General features: G+C 72.3%; 14 protein-coding genes and 1 pseudogene. 7 read left to right on the top strand and 8 right to left on the bottom strand.

The features are described from left to right. Window positions 1-106 precede the first annotated feature (106 nt). A complete protein-coding gene (locus J116_RS11245) occupies window positions 107-844 on the bottom strand; it encodes a hypothetical protein (protein ID WP_023587172.1) in 738 nt (245 codons plus the stop codon). A 182-nt stretch (window positions 845-1,026) separates the two neighbouring features. Further along, on the bottom strand, window positions 1,027-1,911 hold the full coding sequence (locus J116_RS11240) for a DUF3558 domain-containing protein (RefSeq protein ID WP_394331480.1): 885 nt from the start codon (window positions 1,909-1,911) through the stop codon (window positions 1,027-1,029). A gap of 196 nt (window positions 1,912-2,107) precedes the next feature. Here J116_RS11240 and J116_RS11235 point away from each other — a divergent pair, with 196 nt between their 5' ends. Further along, the gene (locus J116_RS11235; RefSeq protein ID WP_023587170.1) at window positions 2,108-3,301 is read left to right on the top strand and encodes an RtcB family protein; all 1,194 of its coding nucleotides are present in this window, start codon (window positions 2,108-2,110) and stop codon (window positions 3,299-3,301) included. Window positions 3,302-3,381: 80 nt separating this feature from the next. Here J116_RS11235 and J116_RS11230 read toward each other — a convergent pair whose 3' ends face one another. Both J116_RS11230 and J116_RS11225 read right to left on the bottom strand, forming a co-directional pair. After that, window positions 3,382-4,146 carry an SDR family NAD(P)-dependent oxidoreductase gene (locus J116_RS11230; RefSeq protein WP_023587169.1) on the bottom strand — a complete coding sequence of 255 codons (765 nt, stop codon included), beginning with the start codon at window positions 4,144-4,146 and terminating at the stop codon, window positions 3,382-3,384. Between the two features lie 288 nt (window positions 4,147-4,434). After that, the gene (locus J116_RS11225) at window positions 4,435-5,940 is read right to left on the bottom strand and encodes an FAD-dependent oxidoreductase (RefSeq protein ID WP_023587168.1); all 1,506 of its coding nucleotides are present in this window, start codon (window positions 5,938-5,940) and stop codon (window positions 4,435-4,437) included. Between the two features lie 129 nt (window positions 5,941-6,069). Between J116_RS11225 and J116_RS11220 the strand changes: the two genes are divergently transcribed. Then, a complete protein-coding gene (locus tag J116_RS11220; protein WP_023587167.1) occupies window positions 6,070-6,657 on the top strand; it encodes a TetR/AcrR family transcriptional regulator in 588 nt (195 codons plus the stop codon). A 31-nt stretch (window positions 6,658-6,688) separates the two neighbouring features. On the opposite strand, the gene J116_RS11215 is transcribed toward J116_RS11220, so the two are convergent. The 4 genes and pseudogenes from J116_RS11215 to J116_RS30880 form a co-directional block, all read right to left on the bottom strand. Beyond that, entirely contained in the window at window positions 6,689-7,423 is a 735-nt protein-coding gene (locus tag J116_RS11215; RefSeq protein WP_023587166.1) for a Mut7-C RNAse domain-containing protein, read from the bottom strand. Window positions 7,424-7,740: 317 nt separating this feature from the next. Further along, a complete protein-coding gene (locus J116_RS31365; RefSeq protein ID WP_028963932.1) occupies window positions 7,741-7,926 on the bottom strand; it encodes a hypothetical protein in 186 nt (61 codons plus the stop codon). 61 nt (window positions 7,927-7,987) lie between these two features. After that, window positions 7,988-8,176: pseudogene (locus J116_RS31495) on the bottom strand (GNAT family N-acetyltransferase); the annotation flags it as partial. Window positions 8,177-8,264: 88 nt separating this feature from the next. Then, entirely contained in the window at window positions 8,265-8,702 is a 438-nt protein-coding gene (locus J116_RS30880; protein ID WP_023587165.1) for a hypothetical protein, read from the bottom strand. A 776-nt stretch (window positions 8,703-9,478) separates the two neighbouring features. Here J116_RS30880 and hemL point away from each other — a divergent pair. The 5 genes from hemL to J116_RS11180 all read left to right on the top strand — a co-directional run bounded on the left by hemL (window position 9,479) and on the right by J116_RS11180 (window position 14,489). Next, window positions 9,479-10,795 (top strand): glutamate-1-semialdehyde 2,1-aminomutase, encoded by a 1,317-nt coding sequence (gene hemL, locus J116_RS11200; protein ID WP_023587164.1) that lies wholly within the window; start codon window positions 9,479-9,481, stop codon window positions 10,793-10,795. Next, a complete protein-coding gene (locus J116_RS11195; RefSeq protein ID WP_023587163.1) occupies window positions 10,792-11,520 on the top strand; it encodes a histidine phosphatase family protein in 729 nt (242 codons plus the stop codon). Before hemL ends, J116_RS11195 begins: the two co-directional genes overlap by 4 nt. A 192-nt stretch (window positions 11,521-11,712) precedes the next feature. Beyond that, entirely contained in the window at window positions 11,713-12,999 is a 1,287-nt protein-coding gene (locus J116_RS11190; RefSeq protein ID WP_028963929.1) for a polysaccharide deacetylase family protein, read from the top strand. 77 nt (window positions 13,000-13,076) lie between these two features. Then, window positions 13,077-13,748 carry a TlpA family protein disulfide reductase gene (locus J116_RS11185; protein WP_023587162.1) on the top strand — a complete coding sequence of 224 codons (672 nt, stop codon included), beginning with the start codon at window positions 13,077-13,079 and terminating at the stop codon, window positions 13,746-13,748. 3 nt (window positions 13,749-13,751) lie between these two features. Then, window positions 13,752-14,489 carry a cytochrome c biogenesis CcdA family protein gene (locus J116_RS11180; protein WP_023587161.1) on the top strand — a complete coding sequence of 246 codons (738 nt, stop codon included), beginning with the start codon at window positions 13,752-13,754 and terminating at the stop codon, window positions 14,487-14,489. The last annotated feature ends 5 nt before the right edge of the window (window positions 14,490-14,494 follow it).

The following is a 14,494-nucleotide window of genomic DNA, read 5'->3' as shown; positions in this document are numbered from 1 at the left end:
CCTCCCCTGGTTCGCCTGTGCTTTTCGCGGGCACAGCCTGGCACACGCGTGCGAGATCCGGCCGCGCGGGGCGGCCGGATCTCGTCTTCTCCCGCGCTACCGGCGGTTACTTGTTGGCGGCGGCCACGGCGGCGACGGCGTCCTTGACGGCCTTGACCGTGCCCTCCATCAGCTCACCTGCGGCCGGGGCCTTGGCGCCCGCGTAGCCGGTGCCGTTGTAGGAGACGGTGACGACCACGTTCTCCGTGCGGACCGCGATCACGCCGTAGCGGAAGGTCTCGCCGGTCTTCTTCATGGAGTAGCTGATGGCGCGGGCCTCGTTGCCGACGCCCGGCACGGAGGAGGTGACCACGTCGGTGGCGCCCTCGGTCGCCTTCACCTCGGCCACCTTGCTCACGTACTTGTCCTGGGCGCGCTTCTCGCCCGTGCCGAGCGTCTGGTCCGAGTCGAAGCGGAGCAGCGAGACGTCCAGCCAGCGGTAGTCGGAGCCCTTGACGCCCTTGTCCTCAAGGCCGTTCCAGGAGCAGTTGCCGCGGTCGTTGAGGTCGGAGGACTTGCCCGGCGTACCGGCCTTCTTCTTCACCTCGGGCACGAGGTCCTCGACCGTCTTCGCGGTGATGGACTTGCACGCGTCCGGCAGCTTCGCGAACTTCGCCGGGGCGACGCTCGGCGCGGGCGCCGCCGACGTGGCGGGCGCGGCGGAGGCACCGCCCGCGGCGGACGCGGAGGGCGACGCGGACGCGTCGGAGCCGGAGTCGTCCGACGAGCAGCCGGCGGCGACGAGCATCACCGGGACGGCGGCGCAGGCGAGTATGCGGGTGAGACGCGGGGCTGATCGGTGCATGGTTCCTTCAGTCGCTCTGTCGCTTGTCGTACGAGTCCCTTGTACCGGCCTGTCATACGGTCCGGTCGTACGGTCCGGGCGAACCGGCCCGGCCACGGTAGCCCGTCCGGGCGCCGGGCCGGGGGCCGTCGGCGCACCCCGGACGGCCTCGGGGTGTGGCGCGGCGGTGCCCGGCACGCGGGTCACTCGTCGAACCGCTCGGCCAGACGGACCGCCAGCTCGCGCGCCTTTTCCTGCAGTTCCTCACTGTCCGGAACCTCGCCGGCACGGGTGGGCTGGGCCGCGTACCGCACGGTCACGATCACGTTCGATGTGCGGAACACCACGCTGACGACGCGCTGCTGGGTGGCCGAACCCGCCGGGGCGAGGACGTCGTCGAGGAACGCCACGTCGCCCAGGCCGGTGAGCGTCCGGGACTCCAGGCCCTCGGGCGGGGTGGAGGCCGTGGGGGAGGGGGCGGCGGGGGAGACGGTCTGGGCCTGCGGGTCGGCCGCGGCGAGGGGGGTACCGGCTCCGGCGCCCGGCTCGTCCGCCTTGGCGGGGGCGGGGGGCTTGGCGGTGGTGCCGGGGGCGGGTGTGCCGGTGGGCGGCGTGCCGGTGCCGGGGGGCGTGTCCGGGGTGGTGGCGGGCGGTGAGGCGGGGGTGAGCCCGGCGGCGGACTCCTTGGTCGTGTACACCTCCTGGGCCCGCGTCTCGTCGCTGACGGACGGGTCGTAGGAGACGACGCGTTCGAAGTCGAGGGTGAGGTGGTGGATCGCGTCCGGGCCGTCGGCCTTCCAGGCGCAGCCGACGCGGCGGTCCGTGTCGTAGGTGACGGCGGCCGTACCGCGCAGGACGCGGTCGCGCTGCTCGGTCGGAAGCGCGGTGACGGCGGGGAGCATGTTCCGCAGGGTGGCGCGGGAGACGGAGCCGCACGGCTCCAGGAGGGTGCGGTAGCGGCCGGGCTGGGCGACGGCGCCGGTCGCGGTGCCGGCCTTGGCGTCGATGTCGGAACCGGTCGGTCCCGAACCGGAACTGCATCCTGCGAGGGCGGTCGCGCTGAGTGCCGCCGCGAGGAGAGCGGCCATGCCGGTTGCGTACGCCCTTCGCTGCACGGTCCCGGGCTCCCTTCCTGCGGTCACGGTGAAAACAGCTTGCCGGTGGTCGGCGGCCGGTGAACACAATGTGTATCGCACGCGCGCCGTTGCTGCCGGTCTGCTGTCACTTATGTCAGTTCTGGCGCCGGATTTTGCGCTTTCTGAACTTTCTGGGGGATCGAGGAGTATGTCGTACGTCGAGGTGCCGGGGGAGCAGGTACCCATCCGCATGTGGACGGACCCGGCGGGGGTGGAGGACGTCGCCCTCCAGCAACTGCGGAACACCGCGACTCTGCCGTGGATCAAGGGCCTCGCCGTGATGCCGGACGTCCACTACGGCAAGGGCGCCACGGTCGGGTCCGTCATCGCCATGCGCGGCGCGGTCTGCCCTGCTGCGGTGGGCGTGGACATCGGCTGCGGCATGTCCGCCGTGAAGACGTCGCTGACCGCGAACGACCTGCCGGGCGACCTGTCCGGGCTGCGGTCGCGGATCGAGGGGGCCATCCCGGTGGGCCGGGGCATGCACGACGAGATGGTGGACCCCGGCCGGTTCGAGGGCTTCGCGGAGAAGGGCTGGGACGACCTGTGGGCGCGCTTCGACGGCATCGCCGAAGCGGTCAAATTCCGTCAGGAGCGGGCCGCGAAGCAGATGGGAACGCTCGGAAGCGGTAACCACTTCGTCGAGGTCTGCCTGGACTCGACCGGGTCGGTGTGGCTGATGCTGCACTCCGGGTCGCGGAACATCGGCAACGTGCTCGCCGAGCACCACATCGGCGTCGCCCGCGGCCTGCCGCACAACCAGGACCTGATCGACCGGGACCTCGCCGTGTTCGTCGCGGAGACCCCGGAGATGGCCGCGTACCGCAACGACCTGTTCTGGGCGCAGGAGTACGCCAAGTACAACCGCTCGGTGATGATGGCGCTCCTGAAGGACGTCGTCCGCAAGGAGTTCAAGAAGGCCAAGGTGACCTTCGAGCGGGAGATCTCCTGCCACCACAACTACGTGGCGGAGGAGCGGTACGACGGGATGGACCTGCTCGTCACCCGCAAGGGCGCGATCCGCGCGGGCAGCGGCGAGTACGGGATCATCCCCGGCTCCATGGGCACCGGCTCGTACATCGTCAAGGGCCTCGGCAACGAGAAGTCCTTCAACTCCGCATCGCACGGCGCCGGCCGGCGGATGAGCCGCAACGCCGCCAAGCGCCGGTTCTCCACGCGGGACCTGGAGGAGCAGACGCGGGGCGTGGAGTGCCGCAAGGACTCCGGGGTCGTGGACGAGATCCCCGCCGCGTACAAGCCGATCGAGCAGGTCATCGACCAGCAGCGCGACCTGGTGGAGGTCGTGGCGAAGCTCAAGCAGGTCATCTGCGTGAAGGGCTGAGGGCGGGGGCCGGAGCCTGAGGCGGGGCTGAGGGCGGGGGGGCTGGACCGGCTGGGGCGGACCGGCCCCCTTCCGGCACGTCAGCTCTCCCGGTGCACCTTGTGGTTCGACGCCTGGGCGCGGGGGCGGACCACGAGCAGGTCGATGTTGACGTGCGGCGGGCGGGTCACGGCCCAGGCGATCGTGTCGGCCACGTCGTCGGCCGACAGCGGGTCGGGCACGCCCTCGTAGACCTTCGCCGCCCGCTCCGTGTCGCCCCGGAACCGGGTCGTGGCGAACTCCTCCGTCTTCACCATGCCGGGCGCCACCTCGATGACCCGGACCGGCGTGCCGACGATCTCCAGCCGCAGCGTCTCCGCGAGGACCCGGGCGCCGTTCTTCGCGGCGACATAGCCCGCGCCGCCCTCGTACGTGGCGTGGCCTGCCGTGGAGGAGACCACGACGACCGTGCCCGCGCCGCTCGCGGTGAGCGCGGGCAGCAGCGCCTGCGTCATGTGGAGCGTGCCGAGGACGTTCACGTCGTACATGCGGCGCCAGTCCTCGGGGTCGCCCGTCGCGACCGGGTCGGCGCCGAGCGCGCCGCCCGCGTTGTTGACCAGCACGTCGCAGCGGTCGAGGGAGGCCGCGAAGGCGTCCACGGCCGGGCGGTCGGTGACATCGAGCGCGTACGCCGTCGCCTGGTGCCCGGCCTCGGTCAGCTCGGCGGCCAGGGCCTCGACGCGGTCCTTGCGGCGCGCGGTGAGCACGACGTGGTGCCCGGCCTCGGCCAGGTGGCGCGCGGTCGCGGCTCCGATGCCGCTGCTGGCTCCTGTGACGACGGCGACGGGCAGTGCGGCGGCGGTCATGGTCGGCATGCTCCTCGGGCGACGGCGAGCGGTACGCCGTCAGCATAGGCGCGCTCGCCCGGCCGTGTGGGGTGTACATGATCATTGCCCGAGGCAAGCTGGTGGCGCCTGTCGTGCGTGCCGTGCCTGTCTGCCTGCTGGGTGGGCTGTACGTGCCGTGCGGTGCGTCCGTCCCCGCGGGCCGGGCCTGACGGGCCCGCCGTGTCGCCGTGCTGTCCGTCCCGCCGTGCCGTGCACGCCGTGCTGCCGGTCGGTGCCGGGCCTGGTCACGGCGGTGCCGTCCCGGGCTCAGTCGTGGGCCCAGGCTATGTGGCCGTCGGGGCGGATCAGCAGGGCGGTGCGGCGGGAGTCGTTCGCCCATGTGGTCCGCACGACCTTGCCGGGCGCAGTGGTGATCTCCGGGGCGGTCGGCTCGGCACCCCTTGGGGCGACCAGGACGAACGTGCCCCGACGCAGCAGCTCGTACAGGCGGCCCTCGGTGAGCGACAGGTCCGGTGCCCGACGGCCCACCAGCCGGTGGGCACCCCGCGGGGCCGGGTACGAGATGCCGATCCCGCTGAGCCTGCCGGTCACCCGGGCGGAGACCGGACCCGTGGAGACCAGGCGGGCGACCGCGGCGCGGGCGGCGCGGCCGAGCGGTGTGCGGACCATGGCGAGACGGATGATCACCCCGCTGCTCCGGAGGACGGCCGTGCCGACCGGGTGCCGCTCGGCGTGGTAGCTGTCGAGCAGCGCCGCCGGATCGCCCGAGTCGCCGCGCAGGACGGCGGCGAGCTTCCAGGAGAGGTTGGCGGCGTCCTGGAGACCCGTGTTCATACCCTGGCCCCCGGCGGGGGAGTGGACATGCGCCGCGTCCCCGGCGAGCAGCACGCGCCCCACGCGGTACGCGGGCGACTGGCGTTCGTCGCTGTGGAAGCGGGAGAGCCAGCGGGCGTCCCGCATCCCGTGGTCCGAGCCGAGCGAGCGGCGCGTGATGTCGCGGATCTCGTCCAGCTCGACGGGCGCGTCGTCCGGCAACTGGCGGTGCCGGTCCCAGCCCATCACGCGATACCAGCCGTCCCCGAACGGGGCGATGAAGGCGAACGTGTCGCCCGTGCCGTCCACGGTCGGCACCTCCCGGGGCGGGTCGGTGAGACGGACGTCCGCGAGAACGAGGGAACGGACCACCGAGCGCCCCGGGAACGGCAGGCCCAGCTGCTCCCGGACGGTGCTGCGCACCCCGTCCGTGCCGACCAGATAGCGGGCGCGGAGCCGTATGCCGCTGCCTCCCGCGCCGGGACCTTCCTTCCCCGGGCCGTCATTTCCGGCAGGGGCCAGTTCGGCCGTGACGCCCTCGGCGTCCTGGCGCAGGGCTCGCAGCGCCGTCTCGTGGCGGAAGTCCACCCCGGCCGCGCGGGCGCGGCGCTCCAACAGCCGCTCCACCTCGTACTGAGGCGTGATGAGCATGTGGGGGAAGCGGGTGCGCAGCCCCGAAAGGCTCAACGAGACGCCGCCGAACAGCCGCTGCCGCGTCACGGTCCCACCCGTCGCTATCAGCTCGTCCGCGAGGCCCCTGGCGTCGAGCACCTCCAGCGTCCGCGCGTGGACGGCGAAGGCGCGCGTCAGATTTCCGGCCGCGCGGGGGCGGCGCTCCACGAGCGTGACGCGGAGTCCGGCCTCGGCGAGGTCGCCCGCGAGGAGCAGCCCGGTCGGGCCCGCGCCCACGACGGCGACGTCCGTGTCGATGTGCGGGGCGGTCCGGGTGTGCGTGCCGGTGTCGGTGCTCGGTTCGTCGGTCATGCCGGTGCTGGTCATGCCTGCCTCCTCAAGCCGACCCACGCTGGGTCAACGGCCGTTGGTCAACGCATGTTGGTCAACGCTTGTAGGCAAAGTTAGACCCGTGGTGGCTGGCGTGTCAACACCTGTTGGCCTACATTCGTTGGCATGGAGAAGGAAGCCGTCACGACACCGAGCCGCGCCCCGCGCCGCTCGGACGCCACCCGCGCCGCGATCCTCGAAGCGGCCCGCGAGCGGTTCGCCGCGGACGGCTACGAGCGCGCCACCATCCGGGCCATCGCCCGTGACGCGGGCATCGATCCGTCGATGGTGATGCGCTACTACGGCAACAAGGAGGGGCTGTTCGTGGCCGCCTCCGAGATCGACCTGCGGATACCGAACCTGAGCGCGGTGCCGGCCCAGCACATCGGGGCCGTCCTCGTCAGCCACTTCCTCGACCGCTGGGAGTCCGACGAGACCCTGACCGCCATGCTCCGCGTCGGCGCCACCAACGACGCGGGCGCCGAGCGCATGCGGGAGATCTTCAAGGCGAACCTCGGGGTGGTCGTGGCCGGTGTCTGCCCCGACCCGGACGAGGTGCCGCGACGGGCCGCGCTCGTCGCCTCGCAGATACTCGGCATGGCACTCGCCCGGTACGTGCTGCGCTTCCCGCCCGCCGTCACGATGGAGCGCGATGAGGTCATCGCCTGGCTCGCCCCGACGATCCAGCGGTACCTGACGGCCGAGCGGCCGTAGCCGGAGCGCGTCGCCGCCGGGTCAGGCCGGGTCAGGCCGGGGCGCCGCCGAAGTCGCGCAGGGCCGTGCGGACGATGTCGTCCAGCCGGGCGTGGTGGGCGCCGCGCCAGTACACGCGGTCGCAGGCCGTGCAGCGGGCGAACACGTCATACGTGCGCCGCGTGCCGTGCTCCAGCCGCTCGCGCACCTCGTCCTTGTCCGCCTCGGTCAGCACGCCGTTGCAGGCCGTGCAGCGGGTCCACGGGGCCAGCCGGGGCGCGAAGCGCTCCAGCACGTCGCGCAGCTGCTCGTCCGGCCGGTGGCTGTACACGTACGCCCCCGCCCACAGTTCGCGGCGGCGCAGCAGGCCCCGGTCGCGGGAGAGCATCACGCGCCGCTCCCGCGCCGACTGGGCGGCCAGCGCGGCGTCGCCGATGTCCTCGCTCTCGTACGCCGCGTCGATGCCCAGCAGCCGCAGCCGCCGGGCGAGCGTGCCCAGATGGACGTCGAGCAGGAACCGCAGCGGCGCGCCCGGCACCTCCTGCGGGCGCCGTACGCCCCGTACCTCGATCTCCTCGCCGGCCGCCGGGACGTGCGAGACGGGCACCGGTTCGCCGGACACCAGCAGGGCGCCCACCTCGGTGAGCGGCACGCCGAGCGACTCGACGACGTGCCCGAGCGTCGAGACGCCGTCCGTCACCAGGGCCGTACGGCCGGTGCGGCGGGGCGCCGGGACGAACAGGCCGAGCTCGGGCGCGAAGCTGATGTGGATCTCCGGTCCGTTCACGCGGCCAGGATGCCACCGGCCGCCCCGCGCCAGCCAGGCCGTTTCCCGGCCCGCCGCCCCGAGCGCCGCCTCCCGCGCCGGTGCCGTCGCGCCCGCGCGTACCGGCCGCGCACCCGGCCCCGCCGCCCGTGAGACGACCGCGCTCCGGTCACCGCCCGTACGCCCGCCCCGCCCCGACGGAACGCGAGTCACCGCCCGTACACCCGCCCCGCCCCGCGAGCCACCCGCACCACCGGCCGCCCGCCCACACCACCAGTCAGCCGCCGCGCCCCGCACGATCGGCGAGCCCCCGCACCGCACCGCACAGGCGAGCCGCCTCACGCCCGCAAGTCGTACCGCCAGTCGTTGCTCACCATCAGCCGCCCCGCCGGGTACTCGAAGACCCGCTCGCCGCGCAGTTCGAAGCCCGCCCTCCGGCACACGCCGTTCGACGCGGCGTGCCGTACGGACGGGTAGGCGTGCAGGTACCGGTACGCGCCCGCGGCGCGCGCCAGGTCCACCACCGCGCGCGGCCGCCGTGGCCACGCCCCGGCCCTGGAAGCCGGGCAGGACGCTCCACCCCGTCTCGTAGACGTCCTCGCCGTCCCCGGTGTGCGGCCAGAAGCCCATCGTGCCGGCGGGCACCCCCTCGGGCAGGGCGACGACCTGGAACATCCGGCCGGCCGCCTCGGGGCCGTCCAGCATCGCCAGGTACCGCAGGTGCCGCCGCGCCACCTGCTCCTCGGTCTCGGGCCCGCCCAGGTGCTCGGTCATTCCGGCGCGTTGACGGCCCGCAGCAGCGGGAGGCACTCCTCCGACCAGGGGTCCAGCCGCACCACCGGGGGCTCGGCGGGGGCACCCCTCACGGCCAGACCAGACAGTAGGGCTGGTGGCCGGCCTCGTGGAGCCGTACGGAGAAGTCCTGCCACTCGTGCAGCAGCTGGTACACGTCGAACGCGTCGCGCGGGCCGCCCCGGTCGGGGACCGTGGACCAGATGAAGGCGGCGGCGCCCACGGACTCCTCGCCGACGCCGCGCAGCGGGTCCACCACCGTCATCGGCAGCTTCACCACCGCGTAGTCGGGGTGCAGCACCACCAGCTCCAGCGGCGGCACCTTGTGCAGGGGCATGCCCTGGAGGCCGGTCAGCACCATGGCGGCTATGGTCTCCGGCTTGATCTTGGTGAACATCCCGCCCATGCCGAGCTCGTCGCCGCCGAGCTCCTCGGGGCGCATCGAGATCGGCACACGTGCCGCCGTCGCGCCGTTGGGCGCGCCGAAGTACTTGTACGTCACCCCCATGCGGCCGCCCCTGCCTCCGAGTGGGTCCGGGCCCAGAGGATCGCCTCCCGTGAATCCCGTCGGACCCTCGGGGCCCGTGCGCCCCATGGGGCTCCTTGAACCCGGCGGGCCCGCCGGGCCTGTGTGACCTGTGTGGCCTGTCTGGCCGGTGAAACCTGTGGGACCTGTGGGGCCTGACGGGCCCATGGGGCTCGCGGGGCCTTCTCGTTGGGGAGCGTCATCCCGTCGTACGGGCTCCCGCGGGGGGTCGTCCCGCTGTCGCCGGTGCCTTCCCCGCCGGGCACGCTCGGGACCCAGATCGCCGGTCCCCTCGCCCAGTCCGCCACCGCGATGCATATCTCCACCCGACTGCTTGCAGGGGTGACACGGCCCCCGCCGCGCGACCCGATCATCGTGTCAGTGACCTCCCCTGCGAACGAGTGGTGAAACACCTGTCCGCGAGAACGTCCCGGCCTCTGACACCATGGTTTCCGTGAGCTCTCCCTATGACGCCCCAGTTTCGCAGACGCGGAGGGCTGACGCCGTGCCCGAATACAAGGTCGGGAAACTCCGTGATCTCTCGGCTCCGCCCGAGCAGGGGAACACCCTTGTGAAACAAGATCGTGGGGGAAGGCGTCACGCCGAAGCAAGGCCGCCAGGCCGATTGTCGTGAAACCGGATGCCGTGAAAGGGAACACGGCTCGCCCGCCCCTCTCGGGACCGCACCGCCGCCGCGTCGGCGCCGGAAGCGCCCGCACCAGCCGTCCGCCCACTCGTTCTCGCAGGTCAGGACCCAAGTGTCGTACTCATACGAAGCCCCAGCCTCACAGTCGCTCTTCGACCGCGCCTCCCAGGTGACGCCCGGCGGCGTGAACTCGCCCGTCCGGGCCTTCCGCGCCGTGGGCGGCACGCCCCGCTTCATGGTGTCGGGAACGGGCCCGTACCTGACCGACGCGGACGGACGCGAGTACGTCGACCTCGTCTGCTCCTGGGGACCGATGATCCTCGGCCACGCGCACCCCGAGGTCATCGCCGCCGTGCAGGAGGCCGTCGCGCGCGGCACGTCCTTCGGCACGCCCGGCGAGGGCGAGGTGGCGCTCGCGGAGGAGATCGTCGCGCGGGTCGCCCCGGTCGAGCAGGTGCGGCTCGTGTCCAGCGGCACCGAGGCGACCATGTCCGCGATCCGCCTGGCGCGCGGCTTCACCGGCCGCAGCAAGGTGATCAAGTTCGCGGGCTGCTACCACGGGCACGTGGACGCGCTGCTGGCCGCGGCGGGCTCGGGCGTCGCCACCCTCGGCCTGCCCGACACCCCCGGCGTCACGGGCGCGCAGGCGGGCGACACGATCGTGCTGCCGTACAACGACCTGGAGGCCGTCCAGGAGGCGTTCCACCGCCACCCGGGCGAGATCGCCTGCGTGATCACCGAGGCGTCCCCCGGCAACATGGGTGTCGTCCCGCCCCGTCCCGGCTTCAACCAGGGCCTGAAGGACGCCTGCGCGAAGAACGGCGCGCTGTACATCTCCGACGAGGTCATGACCGGTTTCCGCACGTCGAAGGCGGGCTGGTACGGCGTGGACGGGGTGGTGCCGGACCTGATGACGTTCGGCAAGGTCATGGGCGGCGGCTTCCCGGCCGCGGCGTTCGGCGGCCGCGCCGACGTGATGGCCCACCTCGCGCCGGCCGGCCCGGTCTACCAGGCGGGCACGCTCTCCGGTAACCCGGTCGCCACCGCCGCGGGCCTCGCGCAGCTGCGGCTGCTCGACGACGCCGCGTACGAGAAGGTCGACGCGGTCTCGCGGGAGATCCAGGGCCTGGTGACGGACGCGCTGGCCAAGGAGGGCGTGGCGCACCGGCTCCAGACCGCGTCCAACATGTTCTCGGTGTTCTTCACCGACCGCGAGGTCCGTGACTACGAGGACGCCAAGCGGCAGGAGTCGTTCCGCTTCACCGCTTTCTTCCACTCGATGCTGGCGCAGGGCGTCTACCTGCCGCCGTCGGCGTTCGAGTCGTGGTTCGTGTCGACCGCCCACGACGAGCGCGCCGTGGAGCGGATCGCCGCCGCGCTGCCCGCCGCCGCCCGCGCCGCCGCGGAGGCCACGGAGGGCGCGGCATGACGGGCGTACGGGACACGCTGCAGGACAAGCGGGCGCGGGACGACGCGAAGGACGACGACGTGACGGTCGTGCACCTGATGCGCCACGGCGAGGTGCACAACCCGGACGGCATCCTGTACGGCCGCCGCGCCGGGTACCACCTCTCCGAGCTGGGGCGGCGGATGGCCGACCGGGTCGCCGGGCACCTGGCCGACCGGGACGTCACCCATGTCGTGGCGTCCCCGCTGGAGCGGGCGCAGGAGACGGCCGAGCCGATCGCCCGGTCCCACGGCCTGGAGCTGGCCACGGACGAGCGGCTGATCGAGGCGGCCAACGTCTTCGAGGGCAAGACCTTCGGCGTCGGCGACGGCGCGCTGCGCAAGCCGGGCAACTGGCGGCATCTGACCAACCCGTTCCGGCCGTCGTGGGGCGAGCCCTACATCGACCAGGTCGTACGGATGATGGGCGCCCTCGCGGCCGCGCGTGACGCGGCGCGCGGGCACGAGGCGGTGTGCGTCAGCCACCAGCTGCCCATCTGGATCGTTCGGAGCTTCGTGGAGCGGCGGCGGCTGTGGCACGACCCGCGGCGCCGGCAGTGCACGCTGGCGTCGCTGACGACGTTCACGTACCACGGCGACACGATCGTCTCGGTGGGGTACAGCGAACCGGCGCGTGATCTCGTTCCGCCGCATCTGCTCGCGGGCGCCAGGCCGGTGAGGGGAAAGTCGAAGGCATTCGGTGCCTGACGATCTTCTGAAGGTCATCCCGACGGCCATGCCGACCGTCATCGCGACGGTGATCTCCGTTACGGAGTAACCGTTTCGTCACGCCAATAATCGTGTGATTATCGGCGGAACCTTGCGTCCACTTTCCGCCATCCCACCGGGTGTCGGCCGGAAGAAACCGGCCGCCGTGTCCGATGCGGAATGGGGGACGGTATGCGTGCCATGAGCCGAAGGGCGTTGCTGGGAGCGGGAGTTGGCGCCGCGGCCGCACTCGGGACGAGTGCCTGCGGCGCCCTCGGCGAGATCGGCGACCAGGGCCCCGGTACGGCCCCCGGAGGTACGAGCGGCGGCGCGAGCCCCGGTCCGGGCGACGGCGCGGGCGGCGACGGCAAGGGCGGCGGTACGGGCGGTACGCCGCCGCCGGGGCGCCCCATCGGGGACGGCTCCACCGCCGACACGGGCAGGCAGCCCCGCCAGCCCGCCCGCCCCACTCCGCTCGAACCGGGCCAGACCCCGCCGCAGTTCGTGGTCTTCTCCTGGGACGGCGCGGGAGAGGTCGGCAACGGCCTCTTCCCGCGCTTCCTCGACCTCGCCCGGGAACACGGCGCCGGGATGACGTTCTTCCTCTCCGGGATCTACCTCCTGCCGGAATCCAGGAAGACCCTCTACCGCCCGCCCCGCAACAGCCCCGGCGCCTCCGACATCGGATACCTCACCGACGACCACATCAAGGACACCCTGGAGAACCTCCGCCGCGCCTGGCTCGAAGGGCACGAGATAGGCACCCACTTCAACGGCCATTTCTGCGGCGGCTCCGGCTCCGTCGGGAACTGGACCCCAAAGGACTGGCGCGACGAAATCGACCAGGCGGTGAAATTCGTCACCGAATGGAAGACCAACAGCGGCTGGACCGACCTCGACCCGCTCCCCTTCGACTACCGCAGGGAACTCGTCGGCGGCCGCACCCCCTGCCTCCTCGGCCAGGACAACCTCCTGCCCACCGCCCGGAAACTGGGCTGGCGCTACGACGCCTCGTCGCCCGGCGGCCGCCAGGTCTGGCCCTCCGAACGCCAGGGCCTGTGGGACCTGCCGCTCCAGGCCATCCCGTTCCCCGGCCACTCCTTCGAAGTCCTCTCCATGGACTACAACATCCTCGCCAACCAGTCCAAGAACACCACCCAGGGCGTCCCCTCCCGTTATCCCGGCTGGAAGAAGCAGGCCACCGAGGCGTATCTCGCCGGATTCACCCGCGCGTACGAGACGAATCGCGCGCCCTTCTTCGTCGGAAACCACTTCGAGCAGTGGAACGGCGGAATCTACATGGACGCCGTCGAGGACGCGCTCAAGGAAATGGCGGGAAAGAAGGACGTACGACTCGTCTCCTTCCGGCAACTCGTGGACTGGCTCGACGCCCAGGACCCGGAGATCTTGTCGAAGCTCCGCTCGCTCTCGGTGGGAGAATCCCCGGCAGGTGGCTGGAACTCCTTCCTGCGGCCTTAGCCCGGCTTCACAAGGGGCTTTACGGGCACTCAGGGGGGCGGGCAAGATCGGCGAAACGGCCATGCGAAACTTTTCACATGAGCCACAGTCGAGCCCCCCGAGGCCTCCTGCTCACCGCCGGCGCCCTGGCGGCCGCGCTCGCGCTGACCGCGTGCAGCGGCAGCCCCACGGGCACGTCCGGGGGCGGCGGCAACACCAACTTCGTCACCAACGTGGACGGCGTCGCCACCATCCCCAAGGGCGAGCGCCCCACGCCCAAGCTGGCGGGCGAGACCCTGGACGGCGACCGGCTCGACGTCGCCGACCTCAAGGGCAAGGTCGTCGTGCTCAACCTGTGGGGCGACTGGTGCAACCCGTGCCGCGCCGAGGCCCCGCACTTCGTGAAGGTCGCGGGAGACCTGAAGCCCCAGGGTGTCGAGTTCGTCGGCATCAACACCCGCAGCAAGAAGCTCTCCTCGATCAAGTTCGAGAAGGACTTCAAGGTCCCGTACCCGAGCCTGTACGACCCGTACGGCAAGCTCGTCCTCAACGGCTTCCCCAAGGGCGCGGTCCAGCCGCAGGCCATCCCCTCGACGCTCGTCCTCGACCGGGACGGCAAGATCGCCGCGCGTACCCTCAAGGCGGTCTCCGAGAAGGAGCTGCGCGCGATGATCGCCCCGGTCCTCGCCGAGCAGCCGCAGGCCGGGAAGTCCGCGGCGCGGAAGGCCGACGGGCAGAAGATGGGCGCGCAGAAGGCCGACGGGCAGTAGTCCATGAACGAGACGGTCTTCAGCGGGGCCCTCCTGCTGGCCCTGCCCATCGCCGTCCTCGGCGGCCTGGTCTCCTTCTTCTCGCCCTGCGTGCTGCCCCTGGTCCCCGGCTACCTCTCCTACGTGACCGGGGTCACCGGCACGGACCTGGCCGAGGCGCGGCGCGGCCGGATGGCGCTCGGCGCCGCCCTCTTCGTCCTCGGCTTCACCGCCGTCTTCGTCTCCGGCGGCGCGCTGTTCGGCTACTCCGGCCAGACGCTCCTGGGCCACCGCGAGGTCCTGAACAAGGTCCTCGGCGTCGTGATGGTCCTCATGGGCGCCTTCTTCCTGGGGTTCATGCCGTGGCTCACCCAGCGCGAGTTCCGGTTCCACAAGCGCCCGGCCGCCGGCCTCGTCGGCGCGCCGGTCATCGGCGTGCTGTTCGGCGTCGGCTGGACGCCGTGCGTCGGCCCGACCCTGACGGCCGTCAACGCGCTCGCCCTCACCGAGGCCAGCGCCGGGCGCGGCGCGCTGCTCACCTTCGCGTACTGTCTCGGCCTCGGCCTGCCGTTCATCGTCGCCGCCGTCGCGTTCCGCAAGGCGCTCGGCGCGTTCGGCTGGGTCAAGCGGCACTACGCGTGGGTGATGCGGATCGGCGGCGGCATGATGATCCTGACCGGTCTGCTCCTGCTGACCGGCGTGTGGGACGCGCTCGTGCAGACGACGCAGAGCTGGTCCAGCGGCTTCCAGGTGGGGATCTGAGGTTC

The sequence above is a fragment of the Streptomyces thermolilacinus SPC6 genome, assembly GCF_000478605.2.
GTDB classification, from domain to species: domain Bacteria; phylum Actinomycetota; class Actinomycetes; order Streptomycetales; family Streptomycetaceae; genus Streptomyces; species Streptomyces thermolilacinus.
Note: the sequence above shows the minus strand (reverse complement) of the source record. Positions and strands in the feature narration are given on the sequence as shown.

Excerpts from the sequence above, each read along its gene's own strand:
- J116_RS11245 (WP_023587172.1), bottom strand. The coding sequence starts at position 844 with ATGCACCGATCAGCCCCGCGTCTCACCCGCATACTCGCCTGCGCCGCC.
- J116_RS11240 (WP_394331480.1), bottom strand. The coding sequence starts at position 1,911 with ATGGCCGCTCTCCTCGCGGCGGCACTCAGCGCGACCGCCCTCGCAGGA.
- J116_RS11235 (WP_023587170.1), top strand. The coding sequence starts at position 2,108 with ATGTCGTACGTCGAGGTGCCGGGGGAGCAGGTACCCATCCGCATGTGG.
- J116_RS11230 (WP_023587169.1), bottom strand. The coding sequence starts at position 4,146 with ATGACCGCCGCCGCACTGCCCGTCGCCGTCGTCACAGGAGCCAGCAGC.
- J116_RS11225 (WP_023587168.1), bottom strand. The coding sequence starts at position 5,940 with ATGACCAGCACCGGCATGACCGACGAACCGAGCACCGACACCGGCACG.
- J116_RS11220 (WP_023587167.1), top strand. The coding sequence starts at position 6,070 with ATGGAGAAGGAAGCCGTCACGACACCGAGCCGCGCCCCGCGCCGCTCG.
- J116_RS30880 (WP_023587165.1), bottom strand. The coding sequence starts at position 8,702 with ATGGGGGTGACGTACAAGTACTTCGGCGCGCCCAACGGCGCGACGGCG.
- J116_RS11195 (WP_023587163.1), top strand. The coding sequence starts at position 10,792 with ATGACGGGCGTACGGGACACGCTGCAGGACAAGCGGGCGCGGGACGAC.
- J116_RS11190 (WP_028963929.1), top strand. The coding sequence starts at position 11,713 with ATGCGTGCCATGAGCCGAAGGGCGTTGCTGGGAGCGGGAGTTGGCGCC.
- J116_RS11185 (WP_023587162.1), top strand. The coding sequence starts at position 13,077 with ATGAGCCACAGTCGAGCCCCCCGAGGCCTCCTGCTCACCGCCGGCGCC.
- J116_RS11180 (WP_023587161.1), top strand. The coding sequence starts at position 13,752 with ATGAACGAGACGGTCTTCAGCGGGGCCCTCCTGCTGGCCCTGCCCATC.